The 15,940-nt window shown below is 70.6% G+C and carries 22 protein-coding genes; 21 read left to right on the top strand and 1 reads right to left on the bottom strand.

What is annotated here, in order from left to right; genetic code table 11:
• Position 1 precedes the first annotated feature (1 nt).
• From M2302_RS06005 to truA, 18 genes are all read left to right on the top strand, one after another.
• Positions 2–187: a type Z 30S ribosomal protein S14 gene (locus M2302_RS06005; protein ID WP_007465272.1), complete on the top strand. Its 186-nt coding sequence runs from the start codon at positions 2–4 to the stop codon at positions 185–187.
• Between the two features lie 72 nt (positions 188–259).
• On the top strand, positions 260–667 hold the full coding sequence (gene rpsH, locus M2302_RS06000; protein ID WP_007465270.1) for a 30S ribosomal protein S8: 408 nt from the start codon (positions 260–262) through the stop codon (positions 665–667).
• Positions 668–683: 16 nt separating this feature from the next.
• The gene (rplF, locus tag M2302_RS05995; protein WP_280836957.1) at positions 684–1,226 is read left to right on the top strand and encodes a 50S ribosomal protein L6; all 543 of its coding nucleotides are present in this window, start codon (positions 684–686) and stop codon (positions 1,224–1,226) included.
• A complete protein-coding gene (rplR, locus tag M2302_RS05990; protein ID WP_030329901.1) occupies positions 1,223–1,612 on the top strand; it encodes a 50S ribosomal protein L18 in 390 nt (129 codons plus the stop codon). The genes rplF and rplR overlap by 4 nt, the downstream gene beginning before the upstream one ends.
• A 33-nt stretch (positions 1,613–1,645) precedes the next feature.
• Complete coding sequence (gene rpsE / locus M2302_RS05985) at positions 1,646–2,260, top strand: 30S ribosomal protein S5 (protein WP_154941824.1); 615 nt, start codon at positions 1,646–1,648, stop codon at positions 2,258–2,260.
• A complete protein-coding gene (gene rpmD, locus M2302_RS05980) occupies positions 2,260–2,442 on the top strand; it encodes a 50S ribosomal protein L30 (protein ID WP_074314584.1) in 183 nt (60 codons plus the stop codon). The genes rpsE and rpmD overlap by 1 nt, the downstream gene beginning before the upstream one ends.
• Positions 2,442–2,885: a 50S ribosomal protein L15 gene (gene rplO / locus M2302_RS05975; protein ID WP_280836956.1), complete on the top strand. Its 444-nt coding sequence runs from the start codon at positions 2,442–2,444 to the stop codon at positions 2,883–2,885. Before rpmD ends, rplO begins: the two co-directional genes overlap by 1 nt.
• A 233-nt stretch (positions 2,886–3,118) precedes the next feature.
• Positions 3,119–4,447 carry a preprotein translocase subunit SecY gene (gene secY, locus M2302_RS05970; protein WP_280836955.1) on the top strand — a complete coding sequence of 443 codons (1,329 nt, stop codon included), beginning with the start codon at positions 3,119–3,121 and terminating at the stop codon, positions 4,445–4,447.
• Positions 4,448–5,101, top strand: a complete 654-nt coding sequence (locus M2302_RS05965) for an adenylate kinase (protein WP_280836954.1) — start codon at positions 4,448–4,450, stop codon at positions 5,099–5,101.
• A gap of 94 nt (positions 5,102–5,195) precedes the next feature.
• Positions 5,196–6,047, top strand: coding sequence for a type I methionyl aminopeptidase (gene map / locus M2302_RS05960; protein ID WP_280836953.1), 852 nt, complete (start codon positions 5,196–5,198; stop codon positions 6,045–6,047).
• Between the two features lie 357 nt (positions 6,048–6,404).
• Positions 6,405–6,626, top strand: a complete 222-nt coding sequence (gene infA, locus M2302_RS05955) for a translation initiation factor IF-1 (RefSeq protein WP_007073013.1) — start codon at positions 6,405–6,407, stop codon at positions 6,624–6,626.
• 93 nt (positions 6,627–6,719) lie between these two features.
• The gene (gene rpmJ, locus M2302_RS05950; RefSeq protein WP_012184307.1) at positions 6,720–6,833 is read left to right on the top strand and encodes a 50S ribosomal protein L36; all 114 of its coding nucleotides are present in this window, start codon (positions 6,720–6,722) and stop codon (positions 6,831–6,833) included.
• Positions 6,834–7,094: 261 nt separating this feature from the next.
• Positions 7,095–7,475, top strand: a complete 381-nt coding sequence (rpsM, locus tag M2302_RS05945) for a 30S ribosomal protein S13 (RefSeq protein ID WP_091079342.1) — start codon at positions 7,095–7,097, stop codon at positions 7,473–7,475.
• A gap of 18 nt (positions 7,476–7,493) precedes the next feature.
• Positions 7,494–7,901: a 30S ribosomal protein S11 gene (rpsK, locus tag M2302_RS05940; protein ID WP_013288613.1), complete on the top strand. Its 408-nt coding sequence runs from the start codon at positions 7,494–7,496 to the stop codon at positions 7,899–7,901.
• 14 nt (positions 7,902–7,915) lie between these two features.
• On the top strand, positions 7,916–8,542 hold the full coding sequence (gene rpsD / locus M2302_RS05935) for a 30S ribosomal protein S4 (protein WP_154941830.1): 627 nt from the start codon (positions 7,916–7,918) through the stop codon (positions 8,540–8,542).
• A 96-nt stretch (positions 8,543–8,638) separates the two neighbouring features.
• On the top strand, positions 8,639–9,661 hold the full coding sequence (locus tag M2302_RS05930; RefSeq protein ID WP_154941831.1) for a DNA-directed RNA polymerase subunit alpha: 1,023 nt from the start codon (positions 8,639–8,641) through the stop codon (positions 9,659–9,661).
• A gap of 34 nt (positions 9,662–9,695) precedes the next feature.
• Complete coding sequence (gene rplQ, locus M2302_RS05925; RefSeq protein ID WP_280836951.1) at positions 9,696–10,253, top strand: 50S ribosomal protein L17; 558 nt, start codon at positions 9,696–9,698, stop codon at positions 10,251–10,253.
• A 74-nt stretch (positions 10,254–10,327) separates the two neighbouring features.
• The gene (gene truA, locus M2302_RS05920) at positions 10,328–11,158 is read left to right on the top strand and encodes a tRNA pseudouridine(38-40) synthase TruA (protein ID WP_280836950.1); all 831 of its coding nucleotides are present in this window, start codon (positions 10,328–10,330) and stop codon (positions 11,156–11,158) included.
• A gap of 174 nt (positions 11,159–11,332) precedes the next feature.
• On the opposite strand, the gene M2302_RS05915 is transcribed toward truA, so the two are convergent.
• Positions 11,333–12,436, bottom strand: coding sequence for a hypothetical protein (locus M2302_RS05915; RefSeq protein WP_280836949.1), 1,104 nt, complete (start codon positions 12,434–12,436; stop codon positions 11,333–11,335).
• A gap of 128 nt (positions 12,437–12,564) precedes the next feature.
• Here M2302_RS05915 and M2302_RS05910 point away from each other — a divergent pair, with 128 nt between their 5' ends.
• Genes M2302_RS05910 through M2302_RS05900 form a run of 3 tightly spaced genes read left to right on the top strand, consistent with a single transcriptional unit; the run spans position 12,565 to position 15,896 of the window.
• Complete coding sequence (locus M2302_RS05910; RefSeq protein WP_280837048.1) at positions 12,565–13,170, top strand: methyltransferase; 606 nt, start codon at positions 12,565–12,567, stop codon at positions 13,168–13,170.
• A 41-nt stretch (positions 13,171–13,211) separates the two neighbouring features.
• Positions 13,212–14,891 carry an ATP-binding cassette domain-containing protein gene (locus M2302_RS05905; RefSeq protein ID WP_280836948.1) on the top strand — a complete coding sequence of 560 codons (1,680 nt, stop codon included), beginning with the start codon at positions 13,212–13,214 and terminating at the stop codon, positions 14,889–14,891.
• A 42-nt stretch (positions 14,892–14,933) separates the two neighbouring features.
• Positions 14,934–15,896 (top strand): aldo/keto reductase, encoded by a 963-nt coding sequence (locus M2302_RS05900; protein ID WP_280836947.1) that lies wholly within the window; start codon positions 14,934–14,936, stop codon positions 15,894–15,896.
• The last annotated feature ends 44 nt before the right edge of the window (positions 15,897–15,940 follow it).

The raw sequence follows: 15,940 nt of genomic DNA, 5'->3' as shown, positions 1-15,940 counted from the left end.
GATGGCCAAGAAGGCGCTGATCATCAAGGCGGCCGCGAAGCCGAAGTTCTCGGTTCGCGCGTACACCCGCTGCCAGCGGTGTGGTCGTCCGAAGGCGGTCTACCGCAAGTTCGGTCTCTGCCGGGTGTGCATCCGGGAGATGGCCCACCGCGGTGAGCTGCCCGGCGTGTCCAAGGCTTCCTGGTAATAGCTATTGCTCTTCGCCGTAGGCCCGGGGCGGAACGCCCCGGGAACCCCGGCGAGAAAGGCTGACGAATTCATGACGATGACCGACCCGATCGCAGACATGCTCACGCGTCTGCGTAACGCCAACCAGGCGTACCACGACCAGGTGAAGATGCCCTACTCGAAGATCAAGGCGAACATCGCCGAGGTCCTCAAGGCCGAGGGTTACATCGCCACCTGGTCGGTCGAGGAGCCCGAGGAGGGCGCCGTCGGCAAGCGACTGGTCGTCGAGCTGAAGTACGGCCAGAACCGCGAGCGGAGCCTGGCCGGCATCAAGCGCGTGTCCAAGCCCGGTCTCCGGGTGTACGCCAAGTCGGACGGGCTCCCGCGGGTGCTCGGCGGGCTGGGCGTGGCGATCATTTCGACGTCCCAGGGGCTGCTCACCGACCGGCAGGCCCGCAAGCGGAGCGTTGGCGGGGAAGTCCTCGCCTTCGTCTGGTAACGGGAGACAGGTAGAAATGTCGCGTATTGGACGTAAGTCGATCCCGGTACCGGCCGGCGTCGACATCACGATCGACGGCCAGACCGTGAAGGTCAAGGGCCCCAAGGGCGAGCTGTCGCACACGCTCGCCGAGCCGATCACGGCGGAGCGTGGCGAGGACGGCCAGGTGCACGTCAACCGGCCGAACGACGAGCGCAAGGCCAAGGAACTGCACGGCCTCAGCCGTACCCTGGTCGCCAACATGATCGTCGGTGTGACCGAGGGCTACCGCAAGAGCCTGGAGATCGCCGGTACCGGTTACCGCGTCACCGCCAAGGGCAAGGATCTCGAGTTCGCGCTCGGGTTCTCGCACCCGGTGCTGGTGCCGGCTCCGAACGGCATCACCTTCACGGTGGAGAAGCCGACGCTGTTCCACGTGGCCGGCATCGACAAGCAGCAGGTCGGTGAGGTCGCCGCCAACATCCGGAAGATCCGCCCGCCGGAGCCCTACAAGGGCAAGGGCGTGAAGTACCAGGGCGAGGTCATCCGCCGCAAGGCTGGAAAGGCAGGTAAGAAGTGAGCGCCACGCTGCTCAAGCGCCGCCGCGGCGTCGCCGCCAAGCGTGCCGTCGGGCGTGCGCGCCGGCACTTCCGGGTCCGCAAGAACGTCAGCGGCACCGCCGAGCGTCCCCGCCTGGTGGTCACCCGCTCCCTGCGGCACATGGTCGCCCAGATCGTGGACGACACCAAGGGTCACACCCTGGCGTCGGCCTCGACCCTGGACGCGTCGCTGCGTGGTGCGGAGGGCGACAAGAGCGCCCTGGCCGGCAAGGTCGGCGCCCTGCTCGCCGAGCGCGCCAAGGCCGCCGGCGTCTCCAAGGTCGTCTTCGACCGCGGTGGCAACCGGTACGCGGGGCGGGTCGCCGCGCTTGCCGACGCCGCCCGCGAAGCCGGGCTCGAGTTCTAGAAACCCCGTCACGAGAGATAAGGAAGGCTGCTGATGCCAGGTCAACAGCGCCGTGGCGGCGGGTCCGGTGGCAACGAGGGTGGTCGCCGCGACAACCGCCGTGAGGGCGGCCGCGGAAACGCGCCCGTCGAGAAGACCCCGCACCTCGAGCGGGTCGTCGCGATCAACCGCGTCGCCAAGGTCGTGAAGGGTGGTCGTCGCTTCAGCTTCACCGCCCTGGTGATCGTGGGCGACGGCGACGGCACGGTCGGCGTGGGCTACGGAAAGGCCAAGGAGGTGCCCGCGGCGATCGCCAAGGGTGTCGAGGAGGCCAAGAAGCACTTCTTCAAGGTGCCGCGGATCGGCCAGTCGATCCCGCACCCGGTGCAGGGCGAGGCCGCTGCCGGCGTCGTGCTGCTCAAGCCGGCGTCGGCCGGTACCGGTGTCATCGCCGGTGGCCCGGTGCGTGCCGTGCTGGAGTGCGCGGGCATCCACGACGTGCTCTCCAAGAGCCTCGGCTCGTCGAACCCGATCAACATCGTGCACGCCACGGTGGCGGCGCTGAAGGGGCTCGAGTCCCCCGAGGCCGTCGCGACCCGTCGTGGTCTGCCGGTGGAGGACGTCGCGCCGGCCGCCATGCTGGCGTCGCGGGCGGGGGTGGCGTCCTGATGGCACGCCTGAAGGTCACCCAGGTCCGGTCCGGCATCGGCACCAAGCAGAACCAGCGTGATTCGCTGCGTTCGCTCGGTCTGAAGCGGATCAACGACGTGGTGGTCAAGGAGGACCGGCCGGAGATTCGCGGCATGATCTTCACGGTCAACCACCTCGTGAAGGTCGAGGAGGTCGAGTAATGACGATCAAGGTTCACCACCTGCGCCCGGCCCCGGGTGCCAAGACCGCGAAGACCCGGGTGGGTCGCGGTGAGGGCTCCAAGGGCAAGAGCGCCGGTCGCGGTACCAAGGGTTCCAAGGCCCGCAAGAACATCCCGGCGTCGTTCGAGGGTGGGCAGATGCCCATCCACATGCGCCTGCCGAAGATGAAGGGCTTCAAGAACAAGTTCAAGGTCGTCTTCCAGGTGGTCAACCTGGACCGGCTCGCCGAGCTCTTCCCGAACGGCGGCCAGGTCGGCCCGCAGGAGCTGGTCGAGGTCGGCGCGGTCCGCAAGGGCCAGCCGGTCAAGGTCCTCGGCACCGGCGACCTCGGCGGTGTGGCCCTCCAGGTGTCGGCGCACGGGTTCAGCGCGTCGGCCAAGGAGAAGATCACCGCTGCCGGTGGCTCCGTCACCGAGCTGTAAGGCACGACCCATGGCGCCCGCTCAGTTGTCCCCAACTGGGCGGGCGCCGTGGTCTACCAGGCATGTGTGCGCCGGGTAACATCGGATTCGGTTTATGTAGCCGGGCACGTCTGCCCGGACCGGGAGCGGGCTGTTAGAGTCCCTTCCCAGCTATGGATATCGGGCACTCGCCCGGCACCCACCCCGCCCCCGCCAGGGATCACCGGCGGCCCGCCTCGCGCAGGAGGAAGAAGTTGCTGTCCGCCTTTCTCAGTGCGTTCCGTACGCCTGACCTGCGCAAGAAGCTGCTGTTCACAGTAGGCATCATCGCGGTCTACCGGCTCGGCGCCACTCTGCCCAGCCCCGGCGTCTCGTACGGCAACGTGCAGAAGTGCCTCGACACCCTCCAGGGTCAGAGCACCGGAGTGCTGAACCTGCTGGACCTCTTCTCCGGCGGCGCACTGCTGCAGCTCTCGGTCTTCGCGCTGGGCATCATGCCCTACATCACCGCGTCGATCATCCTGCAGCTGCTCACCGTGGTCATCCCGCGGCTGGAGCACCTCCGCAAGGAGGGCCAGGCCGGCCAGGCGAAGATCACCCAGTACACCCGCTACCTGACCCTCGGGCTGGGCATCCTCCAGTCGTCGGCCTTCGTGGCGCTGGCCCGCTCCGGGCAGCTGTTCCAGAACCGCTGCGACCAGTTCCCGATCGTGCCTGAGGGCACCGGCATCCCGAACTGGCTCACCCTGTCCATCCTGGTCATGACGATGACCGCCGGCACCGGCATGGTGATGTGGCTCGGTGAGCTGATCACCGACCGCGGCGTCGGCAACGGCATGTCCGTCCTCATCTTCACCTCGATCGCGGCCCGCCTCCCCAGCGAGGGTTGGAAGATCAAGACCAACGAGGGCTGGGCCAAGTTCGGCCTGGTGCTCGTGCTGGTGCTGCTGGTCATCACCGCGGTCTGCTTCATCGAGCAGGCGCAGCGCCGCATCCCGGTGCAGTACGCCAAGCGGATGATCGGCCGGCGGATGTACGGCGGCACCTCGACCTACATCCCGCTGAAGGTCAACCAGGCGGGTGTGATCCCGGTCATCTTCGGCTCGTCGCTGCTCTACCTGCCGCAGCTGGGGCTGCAGTTCTTCGACCAGACCGACCCGGGCAAGACCCAGGCCTGGATCCAGAACAACCTGGTCGACCCGAGCAGCCCGATCTACATCGCGCTCTACTTCCTGTTGATCATCTTCTTCACGTACTTCTACGTGTCGATCACGTTCAACCCGACCGAGGTCGCGGACAACATGAAGAAGTACGGCGGCTTCGTGCCGGGCATTCGCCCCGGCAAGCCGACCGCCGACTATCTGGACTTCATCCTCAGCCGGATCACCCTGCCGGGCGCGCTCTACCTGGGCGTCGTCGCGATCCTGCCGAACTTCTTCTTCATCTGGCTGAACAGCCAGCAGTTCCAGAACTTCCCGTTCGGCGGCACCGCTGTGCTCATCATGGTCGGCGTCGGTCTCGAGACCGTGAAGCAGATCGAGAGCCAACTCATGCAGCGGAACTACGAAGGGTTCCTGCGGTAGATGCGACTCGTTCTGGTTGGCCCGCCGGGCGCGGGCAAGGGCACGCAGGCGGAATTCATCGCCGCACACCTTTCGGTGCCGAAGATCTCGACCGGTGACATCTTCCGGGCGAACGTCTCGCAGGGCACGCCGTTGGGTGTCGAGGCCAAGCGGTACATGGACGCCGGCAAGCTGGTCCCGGACGAGGTCACCATCAACATGGTCCGGGACCGGCTCGCCGAGCCGGACGCCGCCGACGGCTTCCTGCTCGACGGCTTCCCGCGGACGACGCCGCAGGCCGCCGCGCTGGACAAGCTCCTCGCGGACCTCGGCACCGCACTGGACCTGGTGCTGGAGCTGGTCGTCGACGACGACGAGGTGATCCGGCGGCTCTCCGGCCGGCGCACCTGCCGCGGCTGCGGCAAGATCTGGCACGTCGAGTTCGACGCCACCACCCGCGAGGGCATCTGCGACCGCTGTGGTGCCGAGCTGTTCCAGCGGGACGACGACAAGCCGGAGACGATCGCGGCCCGCCTGCGGGAGTACGCCGAGAAGACGGCGCCGCTGGTCGACTACTACGGCGCCCAGAACAAGCTGGTCGGGATAGACGCCACCGGGCCGGTGGAGGACGTCACGGTCCGCGCCATCGATGCGCTGCGGTCGTACGGCGGCTGAGGTCCTGCCGGGCTCCGGCGGATAGAGTGCGAACAGCGGGGTACGTGCGACGTGCCCCGCTGATCGCTGTCCGGCAACGAAAGGTATTCGCTCCATGCGCCGTCCCCAGCTGGACATCCAGCTGAAGACCCCCGACCAGATCGAGAAGATGCGGGCCGCCGGCCTGGTGGTCGCCGAGGCCCTGCGTCGGATGCGGGAGGCCGTCGCCCCCGGGGTCAGCACCGCAGACCTGGACGCGATCGCCGAGTCGACCATCCGCGAGGCCGGGGCCGTCCCCTCGTTCAAGGGCTACCACGGCTTCCCCGCCTCGATCTGCTCGTCGGTGAACGAGCAGGTGGTGCATGCCATCCCGTCGGCGCAGCAGGTGCTCCGCGACGGCGACGTGATCTCCATCGACTGCGGCGCGGTGCTGAACGGCTGGCACGGCGACGCCGCGATCACCGTGGGCGTGGGCGAGGTCGACCCGGCGCTGCTGAAGATGGCCGAGGTGGCGGAGGACGCCATGTGGGCCGGGATCGCCGCCGCCGCGCGGGGCGCCGCCAGCGGCAGGGGCCGGCTGACCGACATCTCGCACGCGGTGGAGAACGCGGTCCGCAAGGGCGGCCGGTACGGCATCGTCGACGGCTACGGCGGGCACGGCATCGGCACCGAGATGCACCAGGACCCGCACGTGCTCAACCACGGGCGGCCGGGCAAGGGTCCGCGGCTGGTGCCGGGCCTGGCGCTGGCCATCGAGCCGATGATCACGATGGGGTCGCCGCGTACCGTCGAGCTGGCCGACGGCTGGACGGTCGTCACCCGGGACCGGTCGATGGCGGTGCACGTGGAGCACTCGATGGCGCTGCTGCCCGACGGGGTCTGGGTGCTGACCGCCTTCGACGGCGGGCGGGCCCGACTGGGCGACCTGGTCACCGCCCGGCAGCCGGCCGAGTCCGCCGCGTCCTGATCCGGCTCCCGCGACGTCGACCCGGACAACGGGCTCAGCTGGCGCGGCAGGGCCGATCCGGGACCCAGCTGATCCGGCGACCGTCGGGCTGCCGGCCGGAGCCGGCGGCGGCGGGGGAGATGTCGCCTCGCGTCCGTTTTCCTTCCTCCGGGTGACGGGCGGGGTGGCCGGTTTGGCGACCGCCCGCACTCGGGCGTACACTTTCAGATCGGCGCACAGCGTCCACTCCGGCATGCCCACTACGCGCTTCGGTGGGAGTCGGAGCCGCGGCTGGCGCGGGCCCTCCGATCTCGGTCGGATGCCCGTGTAAGACGTTGTGGGCCGTCCGGAGTAACCGACGTCAGGACAGCGGAGGACATGCCGAAAAAAGACGGAGCCATCGAGATCGAGGGTCGGGTCATCGAGCCCCTGCCGAACGCAATGTTCCGGGTGGAGCTCGCGAACGGCCACAAGGTGCTGGCTCACATCAGCGGCAAGATGCGGCAGCACTACATCCGTATCCTGCCGGAGGACCGGGTCGTCGTCGAACTCTCGCCGTACGACCTGACCCGCGGGCGCATCGTCTACCGCTACAAGTAATCCTGACGACGGCCGGGACGTCCCCGTGTCCGTCTTCGACGTCCGGCGTCGCGCGTGGTCGCGCCACCGGGCCAGATGGGAAGTAAGGCAACCGTGAAGGTCAAGCCGAGCGTCAAGAGGATCTGCAACAAGTGCCGGGTGATCCGCCGGCACGGCCGGGTCATGGTCATCTGCACCGACCCGCGCCACAAGCAGCGCCAGGGCTGAACCAGTCCCACCGGTCGTGACACGGCCGGTCGGATCGGTCCGGACCGCAGATCCAGACAGCACATCATCAGCTCGTTCCAGCCACGAGCGGTACGCAGCGCGTACTCAATCGTGGTTGACCCCCGGTCGGAGGCCGGGGCCCGCTCGGGCACGACCGATCCCGGTCGCCGGCGCTGACAGCGTCGGAAGGACGGGACGGCCGGTAGCGGGGTGGGACGGGTCCAGACCTCCGCCACAACACCACGAGGAGTACGCCCGCACATGGCACGTCTAGTCGGCGTCGACCTCCCCCGCGAGAAGCGGATGGAGATCGCGCTCACCTACATCTTCGGGGTCGGTCGTACCCGCGCCCTGGAGACGCTCACCGCTACCGGCATCTCGCCGGACAAGCGCGTTCGGGACCTCACGGATGAGGAGCTGGTCCAGCTCCGCAACCACATCGAGGGCAACTACAAGGTTGAAGGCGACCTGCGCCGCGAGGTCGCCGCTGACATCCGCCGCAAGGTCGAGATCGGCTGCTACGCCGGCATCCGGCACCGCCGGGGCCTGCCCGTGCGTGGCCAGCGGACCAAGACCAACGCGCGGACCCGCAAGGGCCCGAAGCGGACCGTCGCCGGCAAGAAGAAGCCCGGCAAGAAGTAACTAGGAGCGCACAGACTTATGCCACCGAAGGCTCGTGCCGGAGCCGCCGTCAAGAAGGTCCGGCGCAAGGAACGCAAGAACGTCGCCCACGGGCAGGCGCACATCAAGAGCACCTTCAACAACACCATCGTGTCCATCACGGACCCGACCGGTGCGGTCATCTCCTGGGCCTCGTCCGGCCAGGTGGGCTTCAAGGGCTCCCGCAAGTCGACCCCGTTCGCCGCGCAGCTCGCCGCCGAGGCCGCCGCGCGTCGGGCGATGGAGCACGGCATGCGCAAGGTCGACGTGTTCGTCAAGGGCCCCGGCTCCGGCCGGGAGACCGCCATCCGTTCGCTGCAGGCCGTGGGCCTCGAGGTCGGGCAGATCTCCGACGTCACCCCGCAGCCGCACAACGGATGCCGTCCGCCGAAGCGTCGCCGGGTCTGAGAGGTTAGAGAGAGATGGCTCGTTACACCGGTGCTGACTGCCGCCGTTGCCGGCGGGAGAAGATGAAGCTGTTCCTCAAGGGCAGCAAGTGCGATGGTCCGAAGTGCCCGTTCGAGTCCCGGCCGTTCCCGCCCGGGCAGCACGGCCGCGGCCGCACGAAGGAGACGGAGTACCTGCTCCAGCTCCGTGAGAAGCAGAAGGCCCGTCGTGTCTACGGCGTGCTGGAGAAGCAGTTCCGCGGCTACTACGAAGAGGCCGTGAGCAAGAAGGCCAAGACCGGTGAGGTTCTCCTGCAGATCCTCGAGTCGCGGCTGGACAACGTGGTCTACCGGGCCGGCTACGCCAGCTCGCGTGACCAGGCCCGCCAGCTGGTCAAGCACGGCCACTTCACGGTGAACGGCAAGAAGGTCGACATCCCGTCGTACCGCGTCAAGGAGCACGACATCATCGAGGTACGGGGCAAGAGCAAGGAGCTCACCCCGTTCCTGGTGGCGCAGGCTCAGGCCGGTTCGCGGTCGGTTCCGGCGTGGCTTGAGGCCATCCCGAGCCAGATGAAGATCCTCGTGCACTCGCTCCCGGCCCGCCAGGTGATCGACACCCAGGTCCAGGAGCAGCTGATCGTCGAGCTCTACTCCAAGTAAGGGCTCGTTGCGGTGGCCCGCCCCGCGGGGCGGGCCACCGGAACAGTTTGTGTCGTGGGCGTCAAATAGCGGGCGTCCCGGAAGAGAAGAGAAAAGATGCTCATCAGCCAGCGACCCTCCCTCTCCGAGGAGTCGATCAACGAGACCCGGTCCCGGTTCACCATCGAGCCGCTGGAGCCCGGTTTCGGCTACACCCTGGGCAACTCGCTGCGTCGTACGCTGCTGTCGTCCATCCCGGGTGCGGCGGTCACCTCGATCAAGATCGACGGTGTGCTGCACGAGTTCACCACGATCCCCGGGGTCAAGGAGGACGTGGTCGAGCTCGTCATGAACATCAAGGAGCTCAACGTCAGCTCCGAGCACGACGAGCCGGTCAGCATGTACCTGCGCAAGCAGGGCCCGGGCGACGTGACGGCGGGCGACATCCAGCCCCCGGCCGGCGTCTCGGTGCACAACCCGGACCTGAAGCTCGCCACCCTCAACGGCAAGGGCCGGCTCGACATGGAGCTGACCGTGGAGCGGGGTCGTGGCTACGTCACGGCGGCGCAGAACAAGCAGGCCGGCGCCGAGATCGGCCGGATCCCGGTCGACTCGATCTACTCGCCGGTGCTCAAGGTGACGTACCGCGTCGAGGCGACCCGCGTCGAGCAGCGGACCGACTTCGACCGGCTGATCATCGACGTCGAGACCAAGCCGTCGATGGGCCCGCGTACCGCGCTGGCCTCCGCCGGCTCGACGCTGGTGGAGCTCTTCGGCCTGGCCCGGGAGCTGGACGAGACCGCCGAGGGCATCGACATCGGGCCGTCCCCGCAGGACGCCCAGCTCGCGGCGGACCTGGCCCTGCCGATCGAGGAGCTGGACCTCACCGTCCGCTCCTACAACTGCCTCAAGCGCGAGGGCATCAACTCCGTTGGTGAGCTCATCGGGCGTACCGAGGCCGACCTCCTCGACATCCGGAATTTCGGTCAGAAGTCGATCGACGAGGTCAAGATGAAGCTCGCCGGGATGGGTCTCGGGCTGAAGGACTCGGCCCCGAACTTCGACCCGGCGCACGTCGTGGACGCCTTCGGCGAGGCCGACTACGACACCGACGACTACCGCGAGACCGAGCAGCTCTAGTCCGCGCTGCCGCCACACCTGAGGAGCACCAAGCATGCCCACGCCCACCAAGGGCCCCCGCCTCGGCGGCAGCCCCGCGCACGAGCGGCTGATGCTGGCCAACCTGGCCACCGCGCTGTTCCAGCACGGCAAGATCCAGACCACCGAGACGAAGGCCCGGCGGCTGCGTCCGCTGGCCGAGCAGCTCATCACCAAGGCCAAGCGTGGCGACCTCGCCGCGCGCCGGCGGGTGCTGGGCGTCGTCAAGGACAAGGACGTGGTCTACGCCCTGTTCGACCAGATCGCGCCCCGGTACGCCAACCGCAACGGTGGCTACACCCGGATCGTGAAGACCGGTCCGCGCAAGGGTGACGCCGCTCCGATGGCGATCATCGAGCTGGTCGAGGAGCTTCAGGTCGCCGAGCCCAAGGCGAACAAGAAGACCGCCGCCCGCAAGGCCGCCCAGCAGGACAAGGTCGAGGCCCTGGCCCCGGCCGAGGAGACCCCGGAGTCGAACTCGGGCGACCAGGACGCCGAGCCGCCGGTGTCGGCGTCCGGTGACACCGACGCCGCCCGCGAGGACAGCGACGAGGCCAACGAGAACAAGGCCTGAGCACAGGCGTCATCGTCGGGCCCGGCATCCCTTCCTGGGGTGCCGGGCCCGACGGCGTGAACGGGAGGTACGAGGTGGACGAGCGGACCCGGCTGCGGCTGGACGTCTCGTACGACGGCACGGACTTCTCCGGCTGGGCCGCCCAGCCGACCCGGCGGACGGTCGCCGGGGTGCTGACCCAGACGCTGGACCTGGTCCTCGGCGCGGGCACGGCGACCGGGCTGACCGTCGCCGGCCGCACCGACGCCGGGGTGCACGCGACCGGTCAGGTCTGCCACCTCGACCTGCCCACCGCCGTGTGGCGGGAGCACGACGGACGGCTGCTGCGCCGGTTGGCCCGGCTGCTCCCGACCGACGTGCGGGTCCGCGCCATGAGCGAGGTGCCCGCCGACTTCGACGCCCGTTTCTCGGCGACCTTCCGGCGCTACGAGTACCGGGTGACCGACGCCCCCTGGGGCGCCGAGCCGCTGCGCCGGCACGACACCCTCGCCTGGCCGAAGCCGCTGGAGCTGACGGCGCTGAACGCCGCCGCGGCCGGGCTGGTGGGGGAGCACGACTTCGCCGCGTACTGCCGGCGCAAGGAGAACGCCACCACGCTGCGCGAGGTGACCCGGCTGGACTGGCGGCGCGACCCGGACGGCATCCTCGTGGCCACCGTGCAGGCCGACGCGTTCTGCCAGGCGATGGTGCGCAGCCTGGTCGGGGCGATGCTGGTCGCCGGGGACGGCCGGCGGCCGGTCGCGTGGCCGGCGAGCCTGCTGAGCCGGCGGGAACGCTCCAGCGAGGTGACCGTCGCGGCGGCGCACGGGTTGACCCTGGTCGCGGTCGGCTACCCGGACGACCCGGCCGAGTACGCGCGCCGCGCCGACCTCACCCGCCGCCTCCGCGTCGCCACCGAGGCCTGAGCGCACGGGGGTTCGCGAGACCCGGTGCAGCCAAGGGCACCCACCCGGTGCGCGCGCCCGCGCCGGCGGCGTGGCGCGTGACCAGGCGTTGCTCAGGCGGGCCTGAACACGTGGCGAGGCCCGGTCCGCAGGACTCGGACCGGGCCTCGCGTCGTGTCGCCGTCGACCGGCGGCTCAGTTGCCGGGCAGCCCGTCGGGAGTGGCGTTGCCGCCCTGGGTGCCGGTGCCCTCGGTCGCCCTCGCGGTGGGCTGGACGGCGCTGCCGCCGGCGGCCCGGCGTTCGAGCACGCCCTTGTCGAGGTGCAGCTCGATCAGGTCGTAGATGATGTCGCGGGCCGCCGTGTCCCCGGCCGGCACGGCGCCGCCGTCGGCGCGGACGACCAGGCAGTAGGCGAGGTAGTGGCCGCGTACCTGCCAGCCGACCCGGGCCGCAGCAGTGCTGAGCGCCTCGGTGCCGTCACCGGCGGCCAGGCCGCGGAAGCGGCCCTGCCGCTCGTCGAGCAGCTGCCGGATCCGGTCCCGGACGCGTTGCGCGCTGGCCTTGTCGGTCAGGTTGAACAGGCCGGCGGTGGCCAGGTGCTCGCCGTCGGCGGAGCGCAGCGTGCCCCGGACCACCTGGCTGCACCCGAGCCGGACCAGCAGATCGGCGATCTCGCCGGTGGCAGCGACCGCGCAACTGCCACCGGAGTGCGTCGTCAGCACGTCGTAGGCGGGTCGTCCGTCGGCCACCACCAGCTTCTTACCGGCGAAGACCTCGCGCGCGGTCAGCGGCTGCTGGTCCGTGTCGCGGGAGTCGAGGTCGTCGGCGGTCGACCCGTCGACCGGCGCGGCCGTGGTGGGCTGCGGCGCCGCCGCCGTCGGGTCGTCGCTCGGCGTGCGGTCGGCGAGGAGGGCCGCCGCGCCGAGGCCGCAGAGCGCGAGCAGGACCAGCACCGCCGCACCGCCGACGAGCACCTGCCACAGCCGACCACCGCCGCGCCCGGAGCCGGACCGGCCGGACGCGGGCGGCCCCGGCGGCTCGGTCGGCTCGGTCGGCTCGGTCGGGACGTACTCGCGGGGGAGGGTGGGCGGCGGCGGGACCTGGACGGACGCGCGGACCGGAACCGGGTCGGCGGCCGGGGGAGCCGGCCGGGTGGCCCGCGGCAGTGACGGGGTGGGGAAGCGGGACGGAGACGGCCCGGCCGGCGCGGGCGGGCCGGGCGGGAACTCCGGCAGGTCCGACTCGGACCGCGGGTACTCCACGAAGGCGTCCTCATCGGACTCGTACCGATACACCATGTCGCCCAGAGTAGGAGCCATTGCCCCTTTAGTGGGGTAATAACGGGAAATTCCGGCGCGGGCGCGTCGGAGTGCTACCCGCCGAGGCGACCGCGACCGCCCTCCGGCCCGGTGGGAGAATGCCGGACGTGACCGGCGACCACTACTTTTCCACCAGCCCCACCGCTGCGGCGCGCCCGCGGGAGGTCGAGTTCTCCGTCGCCGGGCGCGACTACACCCTGGCCTCCGCCAGCGGGGTCTTCTCCGCCGACCGGCTCGACCCCGGCACCGCCGTCCTGCTGCGCAAGGCCGAGCTGCCGACCGCCACCGTCGGCGGTGACCTGCTCGACATCGGCTCGGGCTTCGGGCCGATCAGCTGCGTGCTGGCCACCAGCGCGCCGGCCGCCACCGTCTGGGCGGTCGACGTCAACGAGCGGGCCCGCGCCCTCACCGCCGAGAACGCCCGCCGGGTCGGCGCCGCCGACCGGTTACGGGCGGTCGCCCCGGACGAGGTCCCGGCCGACGTCACCTTCACCCAGATCTGGTCCAACCCGCCGATCCACATCGGCAAGGCCGAACTGCACGAGCTGCTGCGCCGCTGGCTGCCCCGACTCGCCCCGGACGGCGTCGCCTGGCTGGTGATCGCCCGCCACCTCGGCGGCGACTCACTGCACCGCTGGCTGGTCGACGGCGGTTGGCAGGTCGAGCGGCACGCCAGCCAGAAGGGCTACCGGGTGCTGCGGGTCACCCGGTAATCGGGTGTCGCCCGCGCCGCCCGCTCCGGCAGGATGCCGGCGTGGGATACGTGGACGTGGCAGGGGTCGGGTACATCCTCCCCGACGGCCGGGAACTCTTCGCCGACGTGTCGTTCCGGGTCGGTGAGGGTGCCAAGGTCGCCCTGGTCGGCCCGAACGGCGCCGGCAAGACGACACTGTTGCGGATGGTCGCCGGCGACCTGCCGGTGAAGACCGGCGCCGTCGCCCGGGCCGGCGGCCTCGGCGTGATGCGGCAGTTCATCGGCATGATCGGGGACGACACCACGCTCGCCGACCTGGCGCTCTCGCTCGCCCCACCGGCGCTGCGCGACGCCGGCCGCCGGCTGGCCGAGACCGAGGCGGCCATGCGGTCGGCCGAGCTGCGCGGCAAGTACAGCACCGCCGCCGGCAAGGCCCAGCTGGCGTACGCGGACGCGCTGGCCGCCTGGGGCGAGACCGGCGGGTACGACGCCGAGGTGCTCTTCGACACGGTCGCCACCATCGTGCTGGACCTGCCCTGGGACGCCGCCCGGGACCGCCCGGTGCGCACCCTCTCCGGCGGCCAGCAGAAGCGCTTCGCCCTGGAACTGCTGCTGCGCGGCACCGACGAGGTACTGCTCCTCGACGAGCCGGACAACTTCCTCGACGTGCCCGGCAAGCGCTGGCTGGAGGCGCGGCTGCGCGAGTCCGGCAAGTCCGTGCTCTACGTCTCGCACGACCGGGAACTGCTGGCCCAGACCGCCGATCGGGTGGTCGCCGTCGAGGGCGGCAGCGCCTGGGTGCACCCGGCGGGCTTCGCCAGCTGGTACGACGCCCGGGTGGCCCGGCACGCCCGCCTCGACGAGCTGCGCAAACGCTGGGACGAGGAACACCAGAAGCTGCGCGAGCTGATGCTGATGTACAAGCAGAAGGCCGCGTACAACGACGGGATGGCGTCGCGCTACCAGGCGGCGCAGACCCGGCTGCGCAAGTTCGAGGAGGCCGGGCCGCCGCCCGTACCCCCGAAGGACCAGGACATCCGGATGCGCCTGGCCGGCGGGCGGACCGGCAAGCGCGCGGTCATCTGCGACCAGCTGGAGCTCGACGGCCTGACCTACCCCTTCGACCTGGAACTCTGGTACGGCGACCGGGTCGCCGTGCTCGGCGCCAACGGGACGGGGAAGTCGCACTTCCTGCGGCTGCTCGCCCGGGGCGGCACCGACCCGGACCCGGCCAACGGCCCGGTCGACGGCGCGGCCGCGTTGGCCCCGGTCGCCCACGACGGCACGGTCCGGCTCGGCGCGCGGGTCCGGCCCGGCCACTTCTCCCAGACCCACGACCGGCCCGAGCTGGTGGCGAAGACCCTGGTCGAGATCCTCTGGCGGGGCGACGACCACCGGGCCGGGATGGACCGGCACGCCGCGATGGCGGCGCTCAGCCGGTACGAGCTGGCCGCACAGGGCGACCAGCGCTTCGGCACCCTCTCCGGCGGGCAGCAGGCACGTTTCCTGGTGCTCCTGTTGGAACTGTCCGGGGCGACCCTGCTGCTGCTCGACGAGCCGACGGACAACCTCGACCTCGCCTCCGCCGAGGCGCTGGAGGCCGGGCTGGCCGCGTTCTCCGGGACGGTGGTCGCGGTCACCCACGACCGCTGGTTCACCCGGTCCTTCGACCGGTTCGTGCTGTTCGGCGGCGACGGCGAGGTGGTGGAGACGCCGGAGCCGGTCTGGGACGTGCGCTGACGGGCGGCGGGCGCGGGGCCCGTCGCTCGCGGCGGGCATAGGGTGGATCACGTGACTGAGATGACCTACCGCCGGTTGGGCGACTCCGGGCTCGTGGTGTCCCTGGTCGGCATCGGCTGCAACAACTTCGGCCGCAAGCTCGACCTCGACGGCACCCGGGCGGTGGTCGACGCCGCCCTCGACGCCGGGATCAACTTCTTCGACACCGCCGACATCTACGGCGAGCCGCAGGGCGGCTCCGAGGAACTGCTCGGGCAGGCGCTCAAGGGGCGCCGGGACGACGTGGTGGTGGCCACCAAGTTCGGCATGGACATGCACGGCATGAACGGCCCCGACCACGGCGCCCGGGGCGCGCGCCGCTACATCGCCCGGGCCGTGGAGGCGTCGCTGCGCCGGCTCGGCACCGACCACATCGACCTGTACCAGATGCACGAGCCCGACCCGGGCACCCCGATCGACGAGACGCTCGCCGCCCTGGACGACCTCGTCCGCGCCGGCAAGGTGCGCTACCTCGGCAACTCCAACTTCGCCGGCTGGCAGATCGCCGACGCCGACTGGGTCGCCTCCTCCAACGGGCGGGCCCGGTTCATCAGCGCGCAGAACCACTACTCGCTGCTGGAACGCTCCGTCGAAACCGAGGTCGTGCCCGCCTGCGAGCGGTTCGGCCTGGGCATGCTGCCGTTCTTCCCGCTCGCCAACGGCCTGCTCACCGGCAAGTACAAGCGCAACGAGGCGCCGCCCGCCGGCAGCCGGCTCTCCGGCGGCGGCCGGTACGCGCAGCGCCTCGCCGCCGCGGACTGGGACACCATCGAGGCCATCGAGGCGTACGCCGGCGAGCGCGGCCTGTCGATGCTCCAGGTGGCGATCGGCGGGCTGGCCGCCCGTCCGGCGGTGACCTCGGTGATCGCCGGCGCCACCACGCCGGAGCAGGTGCGGGCCAACGCCGAGGCCGGGACCTGGCAGCCCACCGACGAGGACCTGGACGCCCTCGACGCCATCCTCTGATCGTCGGCCGGTCGGCCGACCCACCGGCGGTCGCACCACCCGTG

The sequence above is a fragment of the Micromonospora sp. A200 genome (assembly GCF_029893845.1).
In the GTDB taxonomy this organism is placed as follows: domain Bacteria; phylum Actinomycetota; class Actinomycetes; order Mycobacteriales; family Micromonosporaceae; genus Micromonospora; species Micromonospora purpureochromogenes.
The sequence above is the reverse complement of the archived record's forward strand: the minus strand, read 5'-3'. Positions and strand labels throughout refer to the sequence as shown.